Annotated in this window: 16 protein-coding genes; 1 reads left to right on the top strand and 15 read right to left on the bottom strand. The window is 43.0% G+C overall.

The features are described from left to right. Positions 1 to 147: 147 nt before the first annotated feature. Genes VJ786_RS08340 through VJ786_RS08370 form a run of 7 tightly spaced genes read right to left on the bottom strand, consistent with a single transcriptional unit; the run spans position 148 to position 9,811 of the window. Positions 148 to 1,305: a sialidase family protein gene (locus VJ786_RS08340; RefSeq protein WP_099365870.1), complete on the bottom strand. Its 1,158-nt coding sequence runs from the start codon at positions 1,303 to 1,305 to the stop codon at positions 148 to 150. A 19-nt stretch (positions 1,306 to 1,324) separates the two neighbouring features. Continuing rightward, positions 1,325 to 3,265, bottom strand: a complete 1,941-nt coding sequence (locus tag VJ786_RS08345) for a family 20 glycosylhydrolase (protein WP_099365869.1) — start codon at positions 3,263 to 3,265, stop codon at positions 1,325 to 1,327. 11 nt (positions 3,266 to 3,276) lie between these two features. After that, entirely contained in the window at positions 3,277 to 4,473 is a 1,197-nt protein-coding gene (locus VJ786_RS08350) for an AGE family epimerase/isomerase (protein ID WP_099365868.1), read from the bottom strand. A 4-nt stretch (positions 4,474 to 4,477) separates the two neighbouring features. Then, a complete protein-coding gene (locus tag VJ786_RS08355) occupies positions 4,478 to 6,544 on the bottom strand; it encodes a GDSL-type esterase/lipase family protein (protein ID WP_099365867.1) in 2,067 nt (688 codons plus the stop codon). Further along, positions 6,528 to 7,754 (bottom strand): MFS transporter, encoded by a 1,227-nt coding sequence (locus VJ786_RS08360; protein WP_099365866.1) that lies wholly within the window; start codon positions 7,752 to 7,754, stop codon positions 6,528 to 6,530. The genes VJ786_RS08355 and VJ786_RS08360 overlap by 17 nt, the downstream gene beginning before the upstream one ends. A gap of 12 nt (positions 7,755 to 7,766) precedes the next feature. Next, positions 7,767 to 8,864: a hypothetical protein gene (locus tag VJ786_RS08365; RefSeq protein WP_144038107.1), complete on the bottom strand. Its 1,098-nt coding sequence runs from the start codon at positions 8,862 to 8,864 to the stop codon at positions 7,767 to 7,769. Positions 8,865 to 8,887: 23 nt separating this feature from the next. Next, the gene (locus VJ786_RS08370) at positions 8,888 to 9,811 is read right to left on the bottom strand and encodes a dihydrodipicolinate synthase family protein (protein ID WP_099365864.1); all 924 of its coding nucleotides are present in this window, start codon (positions 9,809 to 9,811) and stop codon (positions 8,888 to 8,890) included. A gap of 253 nt (positions 9,812 to 10,064) precedes the next feature. Between VJ786_RS08370 and VJ786_RS08375 the strand changes: the two genes are divergently transcribed. Next, positions 10,065 to 10,775: a FadR/GntR family transcriptional regulator gene (locus VJ786_RS08375; protein WP_245153183.1), complete on the top strand. Its 711-nt coding sequence runs from the start codon at positions 10,065 to 10,067 to the stop codon at positions 10,773 to 10,775. A 355-nt stretch (positions 10,776 to 11,130) separates the two neighbouring features. Here VJ786_RS08375 and VJ786_RS08380 read toward each other — a convergent pair whose 3' ends face one another. The 8 genes from VJ786_RS08380 to panC form a co-directional block, all read right to left on the bottom strand. Continuing rightward, positions 11,131 to 11,679: a DUF4136 domain-containing protein gene (locus tag VJ786_RS08380; protein ID WP_099365863.1), complete on the bottom strand. Its 549-nt coding sequence runs from the start codon at positions 11,677 to 11,679 to the stop codon at positions 11,131 to 11,133. Positions 11,680 to 11,728: 49 nt separating this feature from the next. Then, complete coding sequence (locus tag VJ786_RS08385; RefSeq protein ID WP_099365862.1) at positions 11,729 to 13,369, bottom strand: NAD+ synthase; 1,641 nt, start codon at positions 13,367 to 13,369, stop codon at positions 11,729 to 11,731. 103 nt (positions 13,370 to 13,472) lie between these two features. Beyond that, the gene (locus VJ786_RS08390) at positions 13,473 to 14,102 is read right to left on the bottom strand and encodes an FKBP-type peptidyl-prolyl cis-trans isomerase (RefSeq protein WP_336557619.1); all 630 of its coding nucleotides are present in this window, start codon (positions 14,100 to 14,102) and stop codon (positions 13,473 to 13,475) included. 77 nt (positions 14,103 to 14,179) lie between these two features. Then, positions 14,180 to 14,653, bottom strand: a complete 474-nt coding sequence (locus tag VJ786_RS08395) for a thioredoxin family protein (RefSeq protein ID WP_099365860.1) — start codon at positions 14,651 to 14,653, stop codon at positions 14,180 to 14,182. Beyond that, on the bottom strand, positions 14,653 to 16,998 hold the full coding sequence (locus tag VJ786_RS08400) for a TonB-dependent receptor (protein ID WP_099365859.1): 2,346 nt from the start codon (positions 16,996 to 16,998) through the stop codon (positions 14,653 to 14,655). The genes VJ786_RS08395 and VJ786_RS08400 overlap by 1 nt, the downstream gene beginning before the upstream one ends. A gap of 103 nt (positions 16,999 to 17,101) precedes the next feature. Continuing rightward, a complete protein-coding gene (locus VJ786_RS08405; RefSeq protein ID WP_099365858.1) occupies positions 17,102 to 17,464 on the bottom strand; it encodes a DUF8478 family putative metalloprotein in 363 nt (120 codons plus the stop codon). A 341-nt stretch (positions 17,465 to 17,805) separates the two neighbouring features. Continuing rightward, a complete protein-coding gene (panD, locus tag VJ786_RS08410; protein ID WP_099365857.1) occupies positions 17,806 to 18,153 on the bottom strand; it encodes an aspartate 1-decarboxylase in 348 nt (115 codons plus the stop codon). Positions 18,154 to 18,220: 67 nt separating this feature from the next. Then, complete coding sequence (gene panC / locus VJ786_RS08415) at positions 18,221 to 19,066, bottom strand: pantoate--beta-alanine ligase (RefSeq protein ID WP_336557620.1); 846 nt, start codon at positions 19,064 to 19,066, stop codon at positions 18,221 to 18,223. Positions 19,067 to 19,161: the final 95 nt, after the last annotated feature.

Here is a 19,161-nt window from a genome sequence, read left to right on the forward strand (position 1 = left end):
ATAAAAACCTTCACGGAAAGAGAATTTGCCGCTACCGTTTTAGGTAATCTTTCTAAAAGGATAACTTAAACAATTAACCCTTTCTATTATTATACAAATCTAAAGGACGGGTAAAGATTGCTTCGTTCCTCGCAATGACGAGCCCCCTTACTTCAATTTCTCCGTTAAGAAAACAATCTCTTTATAATTATCCTTTTCATACACAATACCCATCAGTTTCGGTTTGATCAACACAATATCCGAATACGCAGAATACGATCCTTTATACCCAGCCGGGCTTTTCGCAATCACTTTATTAAAATACCAGGTTTTTCCCTTATCCTTCGACAACCTCAACGTCAAATTATCCCTGTTATTCTGATCCGCAGCATTAATATGCGCCAAGATAAAACCCTTCCCCTTCTTCCAAGAAAGCACAGCTCCCTGGTTGATCGGATCAGGCAGATTCGGATCTGGTGCTGAAGAAACCCAAGATTCACCCCCATCATGAGAAATAGAAATAATCCGTTGCTTCGGTTGGATCTGTTGATTTCTCGAACTCATATACACCTCATTATCCCCGATCTGTGCTGCCAAAGACTCATTAGATCCCTTAAAAGGCACATTATCACTCAACTGAAAAGTCTTTCCGTGATCATCGGAATAAAATGCATGTGCATTCCAATCCTTTCCGGCAGGGGCAGGGTCGCCAGCACTATGATTAGCTGCCACATAGATCCTTCCTTTCTTCGGTCCGGAAACAAATTGAAAAGCATGGCCAGGCGTATTCGCATATGTTCTCCAATCTTCTGAGAAATTATAAGAAGGGTTCAACTGCGGTTGCTTCGGACGATGCGTCTGCGTGGTAATATTTACCGGTTCCGACCAGGTCTTCGCACCATCCACCGAAGTAATGTACCATACCTCACGAAGTCCTTTTCCTTTTCTCACCTCGCCCTCATGGTTATTACCAGTATTATAGAACAAAAATATTCTTCCTTTAGGATATTGCGGATCCGTTAGGTCCACTACTGGCGCCATATTACCCGCCTGCAACTTATCATAATCAGCAGCAATCGCCAATTTCCCCCAAGTTTTCCCATTGTCCTCACTGATCTTATACACAATATCCACATTTCCATAATCTCCAGCATGGTCAACTCGTCCTTCCGCAAAGGCTATCAGGTCACCGTTTTTGTTTTTGATCAAAGCCGGGATGCGGTAACTGGCATAGCCATCTTCTCCAGAACGGAAAACAACGGTTTCCTGGGCCTGTGTGCCCGAAATAAAGCAAGCAGCAAGTAAGGATAAAAGTAATTTTTTCATATATGATGTTTTTGTTGGTTTACGGTATCGGTGTAAAGGTATACATCCATTTCACTGGATTCTGCCAATCTTTCCCTGCAAATTTACCCACAGGAACCTTGATTAGCACCTCATTCCAGCCTTTTTTTAATTTTATTTTTGTTGGCATCCGGAAAGAATACCCTTCATCGATCAATGGAACTTCCAAGCTACCCTTTCGGCCTGGAAAAAGCCAAGAAGGAGCAGGGATAGCCGAGCCATTTACAAAAACCCGGCTCGAAAGGTCATCCCAAGTCCCTTCCTTAGGTGTATCGCTAGCATAGGATCGGGAAAGGTTTCCAAATCCGATCCAAAAGGAACGAACTTCCTCCTTGTCACTCCATATTTTTGTCCTTGCATACCAGGTGCTGTTCGGTTTTGGATCATCAAGCGCGCCTTTGACAACATCCGCCCACCAGTGCCTTAAGATCACCGTGGCACCAACCTGTGTTTTGGCTACTTTCAAATGATCCGCAAAAGGAGCTTGCTCAATATCAAAACGCTTTTGAAGATCGCCTCCATTGTCAAAAGGACCAATCAGTTCCCATTTTAGCTTCGTCTGCTGCACATAGGGAAAAGGCATCCCTTCAAAAAATCGTTCCTTATGCTGCAATAATCTCGTCTCAAATTCCGAAAACGCCTCGAACGATGCCGTTCCTTCCTGCGGTAAATTAGCCTTCCATTCCGTTTCTCCATTGCCCCGCCAAGCCCTTTCTGCAAAGGTTAACAATCCTGGGTAGATAGCACTCTGTAGGAACATATCTTCCGGATGGGCTACCGCCCGATCTGGCCAGGAACATAATATAGCACCTTTCAACTGTTCACTTTCCTGCTTTTGCTCGGCAAACTGCCGGAAGAAAAGGGTGGTTACAGTTTCCAAGGGGTCCATATGGTTGATGTAGAGGTGCTTGGAATCGATGAACTCAAACTGGCTAGCCTGATCGATGGCTTTAGGACCACCCATCCACAACTGCCGAACAGTTCTTGCCTGCAGGTTACTTCCAGGATCCCAACCATAGGTTTTAAATCCCAAATCTTCCACAAATCGCGTGATTTCAGGCATGAAATTCTTATTGCTGATTTTGACCTCATCGCCCCCAATGTGCAGATGCGTTAAGGAAGGATAGGTTTCCTTAAACTCCTTTAATAGGGATTTGATATAGTACATCCCCGAATCCGACTGCATATTATGCCCAAAGTACCTTTCGAAGGCAGCACTATGGCCTGGCATATCGATTTCGGGCAAGAAAAGAATATGCCTTTTTTTACAATAATCGATCAGTTCCTTAAATTCCTTTTCGGTATAATACTTTCCAGGCCAACGGGTCATATTTTTGCTGGCCGTTAAGCCCGGATATTTTTTGCTCTCCAATCGCCAAGCGATGTCCTCCGTGAAATGAAAATGCAGCACATTCAATTTATACTTCGCCATCACATCGATCTGCTCCTTGAGCATAGCCATGGGCTGATAATTTCGGCCTACATCCAGTAAAAATCCCCGAAAGGAAAAAGCGGGAATATCCCTTATTTTGACATAAGGGAGCTTTTTGTTCTCCAGTAACAATTGCTCCAATGTTTTAAGGGCATAGAATAAGCCAGTCTCCTGCTCAGCTCCAATCGTAATCCCCTTCGCATTGATCTCTAAATTATAACCTTCGTTTCCTAATTCGGTCTTGGTCAATAATTGTAAAGTAAAAAGAGGCTTTCTTCTCCCTTCTTCAAAATCCTTTATATTATTCTGTTCAAAAAACTGTTTAACAAGGCCCATCTCATTCTTGAAAAAAAGATAATTTGGAATAAAAATCCCTTTATCCAAATTCAGTGTACCTTTCTTCCAGCTCAGCTCTTGAGGAAGGGGGATGAGTGCCTGTTGGGCAAATAAGCTCGTAGGAATACGCAGCAACAAGACCAATAAAAGAAAATAAGTAAATTTTAGTTTCATTATTCCAACGATTAAGAGTTTATGGATTTATCGGCCAAGAATTGCTGTATGATCTGAGAACAATACCATTCTTGCCTTGGTAGATGGAATGGTCCTTTGAACAGATTCCCTTTGGCAGTTTGGGCGATCCGGCCATCCCGATGCAGGTAACCAAACCATTCGCCATTTTCCTTATCATGAAAATAGGCATAGGCATAGTCATGGATCTGTTTATGCATTTCGGCATATTTCTTTTCATTGGTCATCAGAAAGGCCAGAAGGCAAGCGATGATCGCCTCGTTCTGAGGCCACCAGAATTTCATGTCCTGCCAATATTCCTGAACTGGTTTATCATAAACATCCCGGTAATACAATATTCCGCCATGTTCTTTATCCCAACCTCTTTCCCACATATAATCCAACATTCTACAACCTAAATCGATCATCGCTGGATCGTTATTTCTATATCGGGCTTCGTGCAGGATAAACCAGGCCCCTTCAATCGCATGTCCCGGATTCAAGGTCCTACCATCGATGTGGTCAATGATACTTCCATCCGGTGCCACTTGTTCCATCACACAACGGATATCATCCTTCACAAAATTGCTTTCGATTTCTTTTATCCAATTGGCAATTGCCACATCACAACGGGGATCTCCGATGCTTTCCCGCAATTGTTGTGCGGTGTTGATCATGATCATCGGTATGCCAATACCCTTGGATGGTCTCGTATCCTCAAACTTCGGATCCATTTTAAGGCTTCCATCTGCATATTGCATACAAGTACCAAAGATTTTCCGCGCCAATTCCGCAGCCTCTTCATCGCCCGATGCTTTCGCATAAGCAGCGAAGGCGATCACCGCAAAGGTCTCCGAGAAAAAATAGCGACGCATCCGGATCGGGTTGCCAGCTCTATCCACGTGGAAATACATTTTTCCTTCCGCGTTGAAACATTTTTCCTTCAGGAAGGCGTATCCCAGTTGGGCACCTTTCAACCACTCTTCTTTCTGCTCCACTGTATTGTACAGGGTTGCCAATAGCCAGCATGCCCGGCCTTGAATCCATACCGCCTTATCTGTATCGATCAAACTGCCATCCGCATCACGCATCAGCAGGTATCCTCCAAATTCCTCATCAAAAGACCTTGGAAACCAAAAAGGGACCGTATCGTTCAACAATTGGTTCTTATAAAAATCGGCAAGTTCGGCAAGTTCCTGGGTCGTATACATGGTGTTATTTTATAGCTATAGAAAAGGTCGATGCGGGAGTACCCATCTCATTCTGCAGATTTGCCCTGGTAAAAGGCTCATAGGCATATAGTATTCGGGTCGGTTTCTCCGCGGTGGTTATGATAATGTTGTTTTTTTCGATTTGAACGGCTTCAAGATCCACTATTTTTCCATAGATATCCATGATCTGGAAGCCTTTTAAGGGCTGATTTCCTTTCGTGGAAAGGCTTTTGCAGTTATTGAATTTAAGCACATACCGGTTGCTTCCTTTTAGCTCATAGCTTACGGCATAAGGAGCATCAGCGTTTATTGGCTTCTTGAATTCATGTTGTTGGACCAGGGCCGATAGCCTCAAACCCACTGGAACCTTATCCCTTGGATGTACATCCGTCGAGTCGCCAAGATCCGAGGAAACGGCCATATGTACGTTTGGCAGCTTTTGGCTTAATAGGAGTTGACTCTCCCGAAATCTTGGCCAAGATGGACGGTTCAGGCTGGAAAGCTGAACGACATAAAAGGGAACATGCTGCTGCAGTTCCTCCCGCCATGATTGAACCAATGTTCCGAAAAGATGTTCATGTAATTCCAGGTTATGGGCATTACTTTCCCCTTGATACCATAGAATAGCCTTAAACTGTACATCCTTCCATAAAGCCATACCAGCCTCATAATTGTAGGCAGGTTCATACGGGTGTCTTTGGTTTTTGAGCGTGGAGTTCTTTAAGTTTACGGATGCTCTCTCCCGACAAAAATCCTGGATGAAATCAGCAGTTTTCCAAGAATGTATATAAGAGGCTAACAGGTCATCATCCTCCAGAGCTTTCCTCGGAATCCAGGATTCCGTATTCGATCCACCCACAGCCAATTCAATTATCCCTACTGGTACCCCTGATTTCAATTGTATATCCTGGGCAAAAGAAAGGGCGACGGCCGAGAAATCAGCGGCATGTTCTTTTGTCGGCTTTTCCCATGTACCATTAAAGTAGGCTAAGTCGTTTACTTGTTGCAGGATTTCCGCAGTCCAAGCCTGGTTATTGGTCTCTGCAATCGCTTTATGCTTGAATAACCTGATGTTAGGATTGTTGCTGGTCTTTTCGATCCACTCTTTCGATTGCAGGGCATGTTTTAAAGGAAAGGCCATGTTGGATTGGCCCGAAGCTAAATATACATCCCCAAACAATATATCTTCTAAAGTTAGGTTTTCCCCTTGTGCATGAATGACGATATCCGTTGGGCCTGAGGTTGGAGTGGGCGGAAGATCTACTTTCCAATTTCCCAAATAATCTGCTTGTGTTTGGTAGGTTCTACCTTTAAGTTGCACACTGATTTCCGAGAAAGCATTCGATTTTCCTTTTAACACATTCTTCCTATCTCGTTGCAACACCATATGGGAACCAAAAGGATGCTCCACCGAAAGTTCTTGTTCCTTCGGAACCAAATGTCCATGCACTTGTTTGGCGATCATTGCTGCACCTGCTTCCGAGGGATGGAGGAAATCGTTGAACAGATCGATCCGACTGGCAAGGGATTGATGATTATCGATCAATGGGATATCATGCTGCTTGGCAATAGCTACGATCTCTTTTTGAATCTGATCATACCAATCCCGAGTCCCCGATAAAAAACGAGGATGACCACTGAAAATCGGCGTCATCTTACAGATATAGAATTCCACGGCGGGATTGTTCTGCCAGAAAAGTGATAATAGTTGATGATAATCTTTTCTGAATTCCATCTGATAATTAGGCCAATTCCGCGGATCGGTATCATTTAATCCAAGCGCGATAACCACGATATCAGGCTGGAACTCCAACGCTGCTTTTAATTCTTCAGATTTTAAATAGGGGTTATGCCCATGCTGGAGCAATGTAGCCCCATTTCTCCCAAAATTTTCAACGATATAATCTTCACCCAATAAGGACTGAAGTTGGTCTGGATAGGATTTTCCCTTGGCCAATCCATAGCCTTTGGTAACCGAATCACCGATACAGGCCACCTTCTTTTTTTGTTGGGCAAGAAGGAGTTGAATGGAAAAGAGGAATATAAGAATGGAACTAAGATACGGCTTCATGTGACTTTGGTCTTAAAACGGCTAATTGAATGATCAGCACCAAGAGCACGATACCTGCCAAAAGGGCAAAATCACTTCCCAAACGGCCTTCATCGGCAGATGCACCTAAGATCTTTGTAATGTATGCACCAGCAAAAACACCGACCATATTCATGATCCCATAAGCGGTTGCTCTGTATTTGGAAGATACAAACTGGCAAAGGATCGGCATATTATTGGCGTCGAACATGCCAAATCCAAACCCGAACATCAAACCTGCTGCGACGATTGCATAGACATTGTCGCCAAATCCCATCAGGATCACGGCAGGGATGGTCAAGGCCAAGCCAATGGCACTGGTATAGATCCTTCCTTTAATGTTTTTCTGTATCCAACGGTCGGATAATATTCCCCCCAGGATGACCCCAAAGAAGGAGGATAGCGCAATGGTAATGGTGGCCAATGGGCCAGCTTGTTCCATCGGGATATGCAGGTTTTCAGAGAAAAGGGTTGGCAGCCAATTCTTCGTTGCCCATCCCGGCAGACTGGGGATGGCAAAATATAATAGGATGACCCAAAACGCAATATTGGAAAATAGCACCGATAAGCCTTTCCATACAGGTACTTTTTCCTTTACTAGGGTGTTGGTTTCGCTGCGGTGCGGAGCCTCTTGAAGGAAGAAGATCAATATAAAGGAATATATAATCCCGATCAGTCCGAAGAGGATAAAGGTATAATGCCAGGAATAGGAGGCAGCGACGGTGGCACCAAATCCCCCTAAGGCCTGTCCAAAATAAAACCCGGTCATGTGTATACCTATGGCCAGTGATCTGGTCTTGTCGGAATGGTAATCGGCGATTAAAGATAAACCTGCAGGGATGTATAGGGCTTCACTAACGCCCATAATAGCCCGTAGGGCATATAATTGTTCGTAGGTATCTGCATAGCCCATAGCCATGGTTACGGCCGACCATACAAACAGACTCCCCACGATCAACCATTTTCTGTTCCATTTGTCGGCTACAATACCCGCTACCGGGCTCATAAATCCATAGATCCATAAAAAGATAGCCATGAGGTTGCCAAATACGGCGGCACTCTCCAATTCAGAAATATCCAGGGCCATCGCTGGTCGCATGGTCGATAGAATTTGCCTATCCATGTAGTTCAGAAGAGCCACAAACCATAATAATCCGACAATCACCCAAGGATATTTTCTGCTATTTTTCATGGTAGTAAAAAATTATTTTAATTGCCCCAATAAGATCTGATCTGTTCTTACGCCGGCTTTGATCTCCCCCGAAGGAATAATCAATAAATCTTGATGTAATAGGGCAGTTGTCGTTACTGTTCCTGCTGATGGTAATGCTGCTAATGTTTTCCAGGTCAAATCACTTAGGTTTAACGCCAATGCCTGGCGTTCAAAACCAGGATGGTTCACCAAGATATTGTTTTTGGCGGTAATAAGGCTATCCTTTTTAGAAGGATCGCTATTTAAGTTGATGTTGGCGATGGCCTGTTCTACCTGATGGAAAGTACGGGCATCATCTCCTGAAAACAATAGGAGATGGTTTTTATATAATACACCGGTTCCTGCAGCCATCGGCTTTGCTAATCTACTGATTGCTTTTATTTCCTTGCTGCCTATATTCACTTCAAGGACCTGATCGTAGATATCGCTCTTGGCATTCACATTCTTCTTTCTACCCCCAACGATATATATCTTTTCTTTTCCGTCGGCCAACACTACAGCATTGGAAATCGGGTAGGGCAGGGTCAGGAATTCTTGCCAGCCCTTATTATCTTGATCGATTTGATAGCAATATATCTTATTGGAAACCAATTCGGCATTTTCCCCACCAACGAAATAAAGTTTGTCCGAAAGATGCACAAGCCCAGCGTTGGTCAACGCTAAGGGCAACTCGGATAGTTCTTCCGTTTTCAGCTCCTTATTTTCCGAGATCGAATAGGCTTGGAAGTTCTTGATAGCTCCAGTAGAGTCTTCTCCACCAGCTCTATAAAGCTTATCATCCATAACCACATTGGCCGCGTAGGCAATTTCCCTATCCAAAGCAATTTCTTCTTTGAACTGCAATTCCTTTCCTACGATATCATAGAGGTAAATGGAGTTGTGATAATTCTTTTTACCACCCTCCCAAGGCATTCCGTCAGGAAAATTTGCGCCTCCAGCAATAAGTAACTTATCCTGTAGTATGCCGGTAACAGGACCTGCAAGACCCAGATGCGCCTTTTCTTCCTGCATAGGCAGGTTTGCCGAAGGTAGCCATTGTACTGCTAAGGATGTGTTTTTCGGTTCACATCCCGTTAATAGTATGGTCATGATCATAAACCCGATGTTTCGCATCAACGAATTGATTTAAAATGTTCAAAACCGAGGTCAGCCACATCTGCTTGGAATAAGGCAAACTGCTCCTCTGTCATATTGGCAATAGGTAAGCGGAATGTTCCACAATCCAAACCTATTAATTTCATATAGGCCTTTCCGGTTGCAATACCTCCATATTTGCCCAATAACCGGATCATATCGATCGATTTTTGCTGAAGGGCATTGGCGTTCTGGAAATCAGAATTTTCATAGGCTTCCATAAGGTCCAAGTAAAGCGGGGCGGCGTAATTATACGTACTGCCCACTGCACCTTTAGATCCAAGGATTAGGGAAGATAACATGTTTTCATCTCTTCCCCATAACATATCATATTTTCTGTTCTTAAAATTTAAACAGGAAAGGAAATCCATAAAATCTTCATGGGTATATTTTATGCCTTTAAAGGTTGGAATCTGTTCATCGATTTCTTGCAAAAGGTCGATCATGTTGAAGGTTCCACCCGTCAAAACCGGGATATGGTAATAGTAGAATGCAGTCTTTGGCGCAGCAGAAGCAATTTCCTGGCAGCATTTGGCCAATTGTTTTACGTTGGCCGGTTTGAAATAATAGGGGGAGGTAAAGGAAATGGCATCTGCACCTTCCTGTTCCGCTATTCTTGCCAATTCTTGGCATTCTTTCACATTTGTTCCTCCAAGAAACATCATCAACGCAAAATCATCATCGCTTTTGGTTAGGGCAGTCCATGCTTTTAAGGTGGCTACTTTTTCCTGGAAGGTTAGGGATACACCCTCACCCGTAGATCCGCAGATGAATGCTCCTTTAATCTGGTTCTTTTTTAAAGAATCATAGTAAGAAGGGATGAGTTCTAGGTTCAATTCGCCTTGTTCGTCGAATGGGGTAAAAGGGGCAGCAATTAATCCTTCAATTTTTTTATTAAGCATGGGTTCTGAAATTTTCTCAGGGTAAATGTTACGTTTTGTTCTAATTGATTAATATTTGATTACAAACATATTTTTGCCTAAATGGTTCTGGTCTGTAATTTTTATACCTTATACATGTTTAATAATCGAATATATTTTATAAATTAGATTATGTCATACATATAATGATTTCAAATGTAAGACTTAATGTTTTACTTCCAAATTTTTTTTTGATATAATTGTACCTTTTAACATTAACTATTTAAATGCACATATGGAGTATCCGAATGAGAATATGGGGAAAATAGGCACCATAGACACCTCCAGTTTAGTCGACAAAGCAGAGGAACGCATTGTTCAATATATCCAAGAGAACAAGATGGTCATTGGTGATGTATTGCCCAAGGAGTTGGATCTTGCGCTTAATCTAGGGGTAAGTCGGACCGTCATCCGGGAAGCTCTTTTACGCCTGAAGACTATCGGGTTGGTGGAGTCCAAAAAACATAAGGGTGCAGTATTGCGCAATCCGGATGTATTGGGATCATTACGTAAAGTATTCCATCCATCTATTTTGGATGATGCTACCCTGAAGGATATGTTCGAACTTCGATTGGGATTAGAGGTCGGGATGGCCGATTTCATCGTAAAGAATATCACTGATGAGGATATCAAGGAACTAGAAGATATTGCGAACCAGGTAGGGTCGGGTGATACGGCGCAGACCTGGCAGGTGGAAGATGAGATCAGATTCCATAGCAAATTGTATAAGATTTCTAAAAATAGGATCCTGTTGGAGCTACAGGTGATGCTGATGCCGATTTTCAATTATGTTCATGAAAGTGGCCTATTATCGAGTGAGGTGGTGACGGGAGATTTTGTTTCCCATAAGGAATTGGTGGAAGTATTGAAAACGCGCGATGCAGATGCTTACCGGAATGCCATTCGGAAACATTTGAACAACCACTTCAAGAGGATTTTAGGCTAAGTTTGTTTCGTACAGGCTACTTACTGCAAGTGAGGTGTAAGTGATGTGTAAGTGAGTTGTAAGTGACTTTATGCACTTATATCTTGCTTACATCCTGCTTAGAATTTACATACATAGCGAATGAAAATCGAAGCTACTTCGACATTGGAAGGAACAGCGTCATTGCGAGAAACAGCGACATTGCGACATACAGCGTCATTGCGAGGAACGAAGCAATCTTTACACTAATCGAAAGATTGCTTCGTCGTACCTCCTCGCAATGACGAGATAGCCTCCTCGCAATGACGAGAGAATATAAAAAAAGCCAAGCATACCGCTTGGCTTAATTTATATTATATAAAATTCGGACTTTCTACTATTTAATTGGATATTCCTTGAAAATACCTTGAACCACTTCCGGTAATTTATTGATCGCTTTTTCTGGAGCTTTGATCTCTCCCGATCCACGAGCTTGCCATACCACGGAATTTGTTCTTCTATCCACCGCTTCTATGATCAAATGCGAATACCGGTATTTTTCCTTTCCGATAGGATAGGAAGGGCTCATGTAATAGCCCCAAGGACGGTACCATCCCCAGCCGCCCCAGCCACCCATGTGGCCATAGACCATACGGCTCTTGTTATTGACGATGGTCACATAGCGAAATAGGATATCCGGATCGTTCTTGCTGTATTGCATACCACGGGCTGCTAATTCCCGATTCGCTGCAGAAAGGATGTTCTCTCGCGCAATATCATTGTTGAAATAGTTTTTCGACAAGGAATCTACAGGCGGTAACCATCCATATGTTTTATATTGTGAAAAGTCTAATTGCTGCACCCTCGTCATGTTATAATTGTACGAGGCACAGGAAGCCAGGAATAACACGATTCCTGCCATGAAAAAAGTCCTAAGCGTCTTCATAATTCTCATTTTTTTAATTAGACTACATGGGTTGCTAAACGTTTAATGGCTAGAAAGAAAATTTTGCGACCAATGGCATGGCCCTTCCGGGACCAAATGCTTTCGGACTAACCCTCAAAATTGGTGGCGCTTGGAAGCGCTTGAACTCTGCATTGTTCAATAACTTATTGACCCGTAGAACCGTTGCTTCATCAAAGCCCAAGGCAATCACTTCGGTATATGGTTTTTCCTTTTCGATCAATTGGTAAAGTATGCTATCCAAGATGTCGTATTCCGGAAGGGAATCCGAATCTTTTTGACCAGGGCGAAGTTCTGCGGAAGGCGGTTTTACGATGGTGTTCAATGGGATGATCTCCCGGTCCCTATTGATGTATTTTGCCAATTGATAGGCCTGGGTTTTGTACACATCACCGATCACGGATAAGGAACCCGCCATATCGCCATACAAGGTTCCGTATCCCACAGCAGCCTCACTTTTATTGGATGTGTTCAATAAGATGTTTCCGAATTTGTTGGATAGGGCCATCAATAAGGTTCCACGCGTGCGAGCCTGGATGTTCTCTTCGGTGGTATCAGGGTTCCGACCTTCAAATGCTGGAGCCAATGTTGCCTCAAAAGCCGCTGCAATGTCTTTTATCGGAAGGATGAGCTTTTGGCATCCGGTGTTTTCCACTAAATCCAAGGCATCCTTCAAGGAATGGTCGCTGGAGTAAATGGAAGGCATCAAGACCGACAGCACGTTTTCTGCGCCCAAAGCTTCACAGGCAAGAGCGGCTACCAAGGCAGAATCCAAACCTCCGGAAAGCCCTAGAACGGCTTTCTGAAATCCTGATTTCTGGAAATAATCCCTTAAACCCAGGATGATCGCATCATGGATCAATGCAATTTCCTGATGTTCTACGGATTGATGCGCCTGCTCACTGTGCAGATCAATGCCTTTTAATTCCACAAATTGTAGGTCTTCTTCAAAGCTTTTCATTTCGCTTACCAATTCACCTTTTCTGTTGAGGGCCAAAGAACGGCCATCGAAAATAATATCCGTATGGGCGCCCACCTGATTTACATAAATCAGCGGGGCATTCCCTTTGATGACATTCCTGCTCAATACGTTTTTCCGATTTTCGAAATGGGTATAGGAAAAAGGGGATGCCGCAATATTGATGATCAAGTCGGGATGTTCCTTAGCAAGGTCCTGCATCAGGTCGCCAACATAGGAGTTTGGTCCATCATCATCCCAAAGATCCTCACAGACGGTTAATGCAATCGTGAGATCCTTGAACTTGATGCAATTACTTGACGGATTAGGCTCGAAATAACGGTATTCATCAAAGACGTCGTAATCTGGTAATAGGCTTTTCTTGACCACTTGTTTCACCTCGCCATCTGCCAATAAAAGGGCAGCATTGAACAAAGGTTTTCCTTCGGCATCCTTGTTAGGGACTGGTGCTCCAATGATACAGGCAATGCCTTCACAATATTTTGCGATTTCATCCACGCTGGCATAACAAGCCTTAAGGAAGGCGGTATTTCGTAGTAGATCTTTGGCTGGATATCCCCCAATTGCCAATTCTGCAAAGACGATCAGTTCTGCCCCTTGTTCCTTGGCATCCGTTATAGCCTTTACTATTTTTTTTGTGTTCTGTTCGAAATTACCGATATGATAGTTTAGTTGAGCTAATGCAATCTTCATATGTATGTGTTTAAGGTAAAATTAAACATAAATTTTAAAAAAATAAGGCGGCACCCAAGGGAATAGGTACCGCCTTATACTATATAAGTATGAATTGTTGAGCTTATATATTTTTGATATCGATTACTTCGACCTCGTATTCTACTGGAGAATCTTTAGGAACAATCACTTTACCCGAATTATCTTTTCTTTCTCTATTGTCGTATACAATTGGAGAAGGAGCAATAAACTTGAATTTAGTTCCTTTTTTGATTCCATTAGGAACCAGTCCGTATAAAATATCTGTTCCATTGATCGTTACGTTTCTTGGAAGGAATGCTCTGATCCAAGCTTGAGTAACATTGATATTGGAGTTTGGATTCAAATAGAATTGTTGAGCAGTACCTGTAGCATCTTCAAACACTTCACCAGTCAATAATAATTTACCTTTGTATTTTACCGTGATCTGAGGAGAGATGAAAGAGGAACCTTGAAGTACATATTCATACGATTCGTCTGTTGCTGGCGTAAGGATATCCAAATACATGCCTACTGAATCATTGTAATAACGATTGTCTGAATAATTTTCCGCTGCATAAGCTGCTAGGATCGGCTTTTGTTTATTCATTGTGGAATCGTAACGAGCTTTTTCTTTTGCATAATCCCAACCATCATCAATGGTATCATTCTTCATACATGAAGTGATACTGATAACTCCCAACAAAGCAATGATTAATAGTCTAAAGTTTTTCATAAAATGTTATAAGTATTGTGAATATTAAAGGAGATAACGCATAATCGTATCAATGTGCTACACCTAATCTGTTAAAATTATAAAATATTTAACATTTGCTTTATACTTATATAGTTAAATTTTCTTTGGGTCACCTTGAAATCACGGTCTAAAAAGAGACTGGTTGGGAATGTTGGCTTTTTCGAATCCTGCATCAATAAACGAAACAACTGATGGTATTGACCTGTTTTTTTTACGGTTTGGGGGTTTGTATAAAGTACCCCATCGAAGTAAATACTGTCCAGAGATTCGGCATCCATTTCTACTGCATAATAGTGTTCATTGAGCTTTTGAATCACTTTCGGATCCTTAAACGTTTCTCTTTGCATTTTTTTGCAATAGCTGCACCATTCCGTATGGAAAAATAAAAATACCGGTTTAGGGTTCCTTTCGAGCGAATCGCTGAGCTGCTCGAAAGGAATCCAGTTGATGGCTTCTTTGGTCAAAGGCTGCGCCTTAATTTCCCAAGAAATCAAGCCGATGAATAATATGCCTATTTGTAACAGTTTCATTAGTGAAAATGTCCTAATTTTATTCCAAATGTAAATGTCCTTGGACGGGATGGTCCATAGATATATTGGGAGTCACGGAGTGCGCCGGTATCAAAATCCTTTTGGAAAGCGTTGAAAATATTCTGGACCCCACCAAAAAGTTCGATACTGAATTCTTTCTTCACGGAAAATGTATAGCCAATCCGGGTATTGATCTCATAAAAATCATTCGCCTCCTTCAACAGCATCTTTTCGGGCTCAACCAGGTGCGGAACGATCATTTTTCCGGTATATACGGAAGTGAGGTCTAAACTCAATGCTTCTAATGGTTTCCAGTTGGCATTTAGGTAACCATAGATATTGGGTGTGCGGACGAACCGCTTACTGCTTACATTTTCATTGGCAGTTGGTCCCTCGAACAAAAGCTGTGCTTCCTTAAATTCTGAACGTTGAATCGTTCCTCCCGCCTGAAAGCTGTACCTCGAAGAAGGGGCAATATTCAGCTCTAGGTTGGATCCATAGACACGCGCTCCTGTTCCATTTCGCATCTCTTCGATGATCAGGTTCTCCTCTTCAGAGGTCATGATGGTGGTGAATGGATTGTTCAATTGGGTGAGGAATCCTTCTACCAAGAGGCTGGTCTGGGTAGTTCCGAAGTTCTTCGTGAAATTCAACGATCCGGTATATGCGTTGGAATATTCGGTTTCCAAGTTCTCACCGATCAGCACGAATACCTGTTGTCCGCCTACCGAGGTGACATGCATATCTTCATTGAAAGCTTGTGGAGCACGGAATCCGCGGGCAAAACCTCCTCGGAATTGCAGGTAATCGGTAATGTCATACAATAAGGTCACCCTTGGGCTGAAAGTGCCAAAGCTTTCGGAGGAGTTTCGTTGATGACCTGCCAATTCATAGTTTCCATCTACATAGGTATAATCGTACCGGGCGCCCAATAGGGATTTCAGATTATCCAAGATGTTCCATTCGTACTGCACATAGCTACCTAGGCCATGGGTCTTCTGATCGATCAGACGTTGGTAACCGGGAATATTATCTTTGGTGCGGTTGCTATTGAATTCGACACCGGCAGTCAAAACATCCTTTTCGAATGTATAGGTATACTGCGAGCCGGCTACCATGGCAAAATCATCCGTATCTCCATAGGAATTGGAGGCCAAAAGGCTATCCTGTTTGGTTCTGCCGCCACCTAAACCACCGTAAAAGCTTTCCCGGTTGGTGAATTGCGCAGAAGAATATAGGGAGATTTTATGTTTGTAATCTTTGGAATAATGGTCATAGGTCAATCCGCCGATAAAGGAATTTGTGCGCAATTGTTCGGTTACATCCGTAAAATGGGGCGCGAGATCCAATCGGTCGCCACCACGTCTGAACTCATTGAGCACACTGAGGTCCAAGGTGATCCGGTCGAAATCGGAGGGTTTGTAAAAAGCCTTGGAGCCGAAGGTGAGGTTCTTCAATTTGGTCATTTCGGAGAAACCATCGTTATTGGCATCATAGGCTTCCCGGTTTCTATGCATCCCATAGAAGGTGACGCCTGTTTGCAGGTCATTATCTACGTAGGAGCTGTTGAAATCCAAGCTATGGTCCCAGGCTTTTCCCCCGATCAGGGAATTGGTGGTTTTCAGTTGCCAATCGTTTTCAACCGGGTCTTTGGTGATGATGTTAATGGTTCCGGCAATGGCATTCGCGCCAAATAGGGCAGAACCTCCTGAACGGACTACCTCGATGCGGTCGATCATGCTGGTAGGGATCTGATCCAGGCCATAGACACTGTTCAGGGCACTGAAAACGGCGCGGCTATTGATCAGGATCTGGGAGTAGGCGCCTTCCATGCCGTTCAATCGAACTTGTGTAAATCCACAGTTCTGGCAGTTGTTCTCCACGCGAACTCCGGGTTGGTAGTTCAGCGTTTCGGACATCGCGACCGACTGGGTGGCATTGAATAATTTGGGGCTCAGCACATTGACAATCACCGGTGCTTTCTTGCGCTCCATGCCGTATCGGGAGGCACTTACTACGACCTCACTCAGGTTGAGGTTGTCTTCCTGCAGGGTGATGTTCAAGGGATTGTTCCTATCGGCTGCGGTCAGTTGTTTTTTGATGGTTTGAAAACCGATTGCGCGGATACTGATGCTTTTTATGGGCGTTTTACCTTCTTCCAGGATGAACTGTCCTAAGCTATCGGTGGATGTTCCTTGGTTGGATCCATCTACCTGTACGGTAGCATTGGCAATGGGTTCATCTTTTGGATTACTGATGGTTCCACGAATTTGTGCGTATAGGTTTGTTTGGCCCAAATAACATAGGGCTATTATCAGGCTTAACCTGAAAAAAATAGATTTCATAGTAAAATTTAGCAATGATCAATAAGGTATGGCCTGGGATTAAGCAGGCGACATACAAATACAATAAGGACCATGAAAATTTGATTTCATGGTTGGAATAAGATTATGCTAAATGGGTAGGAGGGTCTCTTCCGGTGTTGAAAGAGATGTATTGTTTGATTTCCGCGAAGGTTTTCTCCGCGAAATGGATTTCTGTAAGGACTTGTTGGATAGGAGCGGTGTAAGTTTGCGACTCCCAGTTTAGGTAACTGCCCTGGAAAACAATGTCCAGGTATTTGATTTCATCATCGGAGTGGTGTTGGTGATGTTTTTTTTCGCCAAGATCGTAAGGGTGGATGTGGGTGACAATCTCTCCGGTGGAGGTGACCTCTTTGTGCATAAAGACAATTCCGCTGATGATGATGCCGCAGATCCAGAAGAAGAGGAAATGGGCGATTATTAGGCGGTATGGATGTATTTTATGCATGCAGATGTGAAATCTGGGATAAATTTAGGGAATTTTTTCCGTGATTGGGAGATTTTTGCATCATTGCGAGGTGTTTTACGTCATTGCGAGGTGTTTTACGTCATTGGGAGGTTTTTTACGTCATTGCGAGGAACGAAGCAATCTTCCCGCATGTCATGCTGAGCGAAGTCGAAGCATCTACGTATGGTACCCGAACAGATCCTTCGACTTCGCTCAGGATGACACTTAAAGAAAGGATGACACTTAAAGAAAGATTGCTTCGTCGTGCCTCCTCGCAATGACGCGTTGTTGTCATGACGCGATGTTGTCAATGACGTAATATTGTCAATGACTCCTAACCCTTACACCAACTTATTATTCTCATCCGGGAAAATAACAGTTGGTTTAAAAGTTTTGGCTTCTTCGCGATCAATAGTCGCATAAGAAATCACGATCACAATATCACCAACCTGCACCAAACGAGCTGCAGCGCCATTCAAACAAAGAATTCCGGATCCACGTTCGCCAGGAATGACATAGGTTTCCAATCTGGCGCCGTTATTATTATTTACAATTTGTACTTTTTCTCCAACGATCAAGTCTGCCGCATCAATCAAATCTTCATCAATGGTGATGCTTCCAACATAATTCAACTCCGCTTGTGTAACACGAGCGCGGTGAATTTTCGATTTCATTACTTCAATAAACATAATGCAAAGTTAGGGTTTTCCCGTGTAATAGCTTTGTAAATTAATCAAGTGCTAATAAACAAATATTCTACGCTAAAATAATATTATCAATCAAACGCACATTTTCCACCCAGGCCGTAATCAAGGCAACATACTCTTTTCCGGCTTCAATTTCCGATACCGGTTCCAAGCTACTGGATTCACAGATCGCCAAATACTCCAACGTAACAGCCGGGTTCTCCGCAATCATCACCTTGCTATCTACCAATAATTCCGCTACTGATCGCTTCTTGATATTCGTCTTGATAAATCGCAATACCTTAGACAAAGTCAATGCATCCGCTTTCCCTTGTTCCGACAATCTTGCATTTCTAGAGCTTAATGCCAATCCTTCTTCACTACGCACCGTAGGGCAGATCAACAAATGGATAGGCAGCTCCTTAATATCGATCATCCGCTGGATCACCATCACCTGCTGGAAGTCTTTTTGCCCAAAACAAGCCTGGTCAGGTTCTACCAAAGAAAACAACTTGTAGACTATTTGTGTAACACCTTGGAAATGCCCAGGCCTATGCTCCCCTTCCCAGATCTTATCCAGATTGCCAAGATCAATATGCCACTCCGGATCGTTTTCAGGATACATCTCTTCCACCGATGGAAGGAAGAGGATATCACAATCTACCGACTCCAATAAAGCGATGTCCTTTTCAATAGGGCGAGGATAATTTTCCAGATCCTTTGGGTCATTGAATTGGGTTGGATTCACAAAAATGCTACAAACGATGATATCTGTCCTTGGTTTTGCGTATTCGATGAGGGATAAATGACCCTCATGCAAGGCGCCCATGGTGGGTACCAATGTTATTGTTTTTTCTTCTTGGCGGATATCTTGCAAAGCAGCTTGCAACTCCCCCTTTGTACGAAATATTTTCACGGCGGAAATTTAAAATTAGGTGCAAAAATGAGGAATAATCTTTAAATTATAAAACGATGATTTTTAATCAATTGTAAAATTGATAAATTATGTGT

It is taken from the genome of Sphingobacterium tenebrionis, from assembly GCF_037126265.1.
In the GTDB taxonomy this organism is placed as follows: Bacteria; Bacteroidota; Bacteroidia; order Sphingobacteriales; family Sphingobacteriaceae; genus Sphingobacterium; species Sphingobacterium tenebrionis.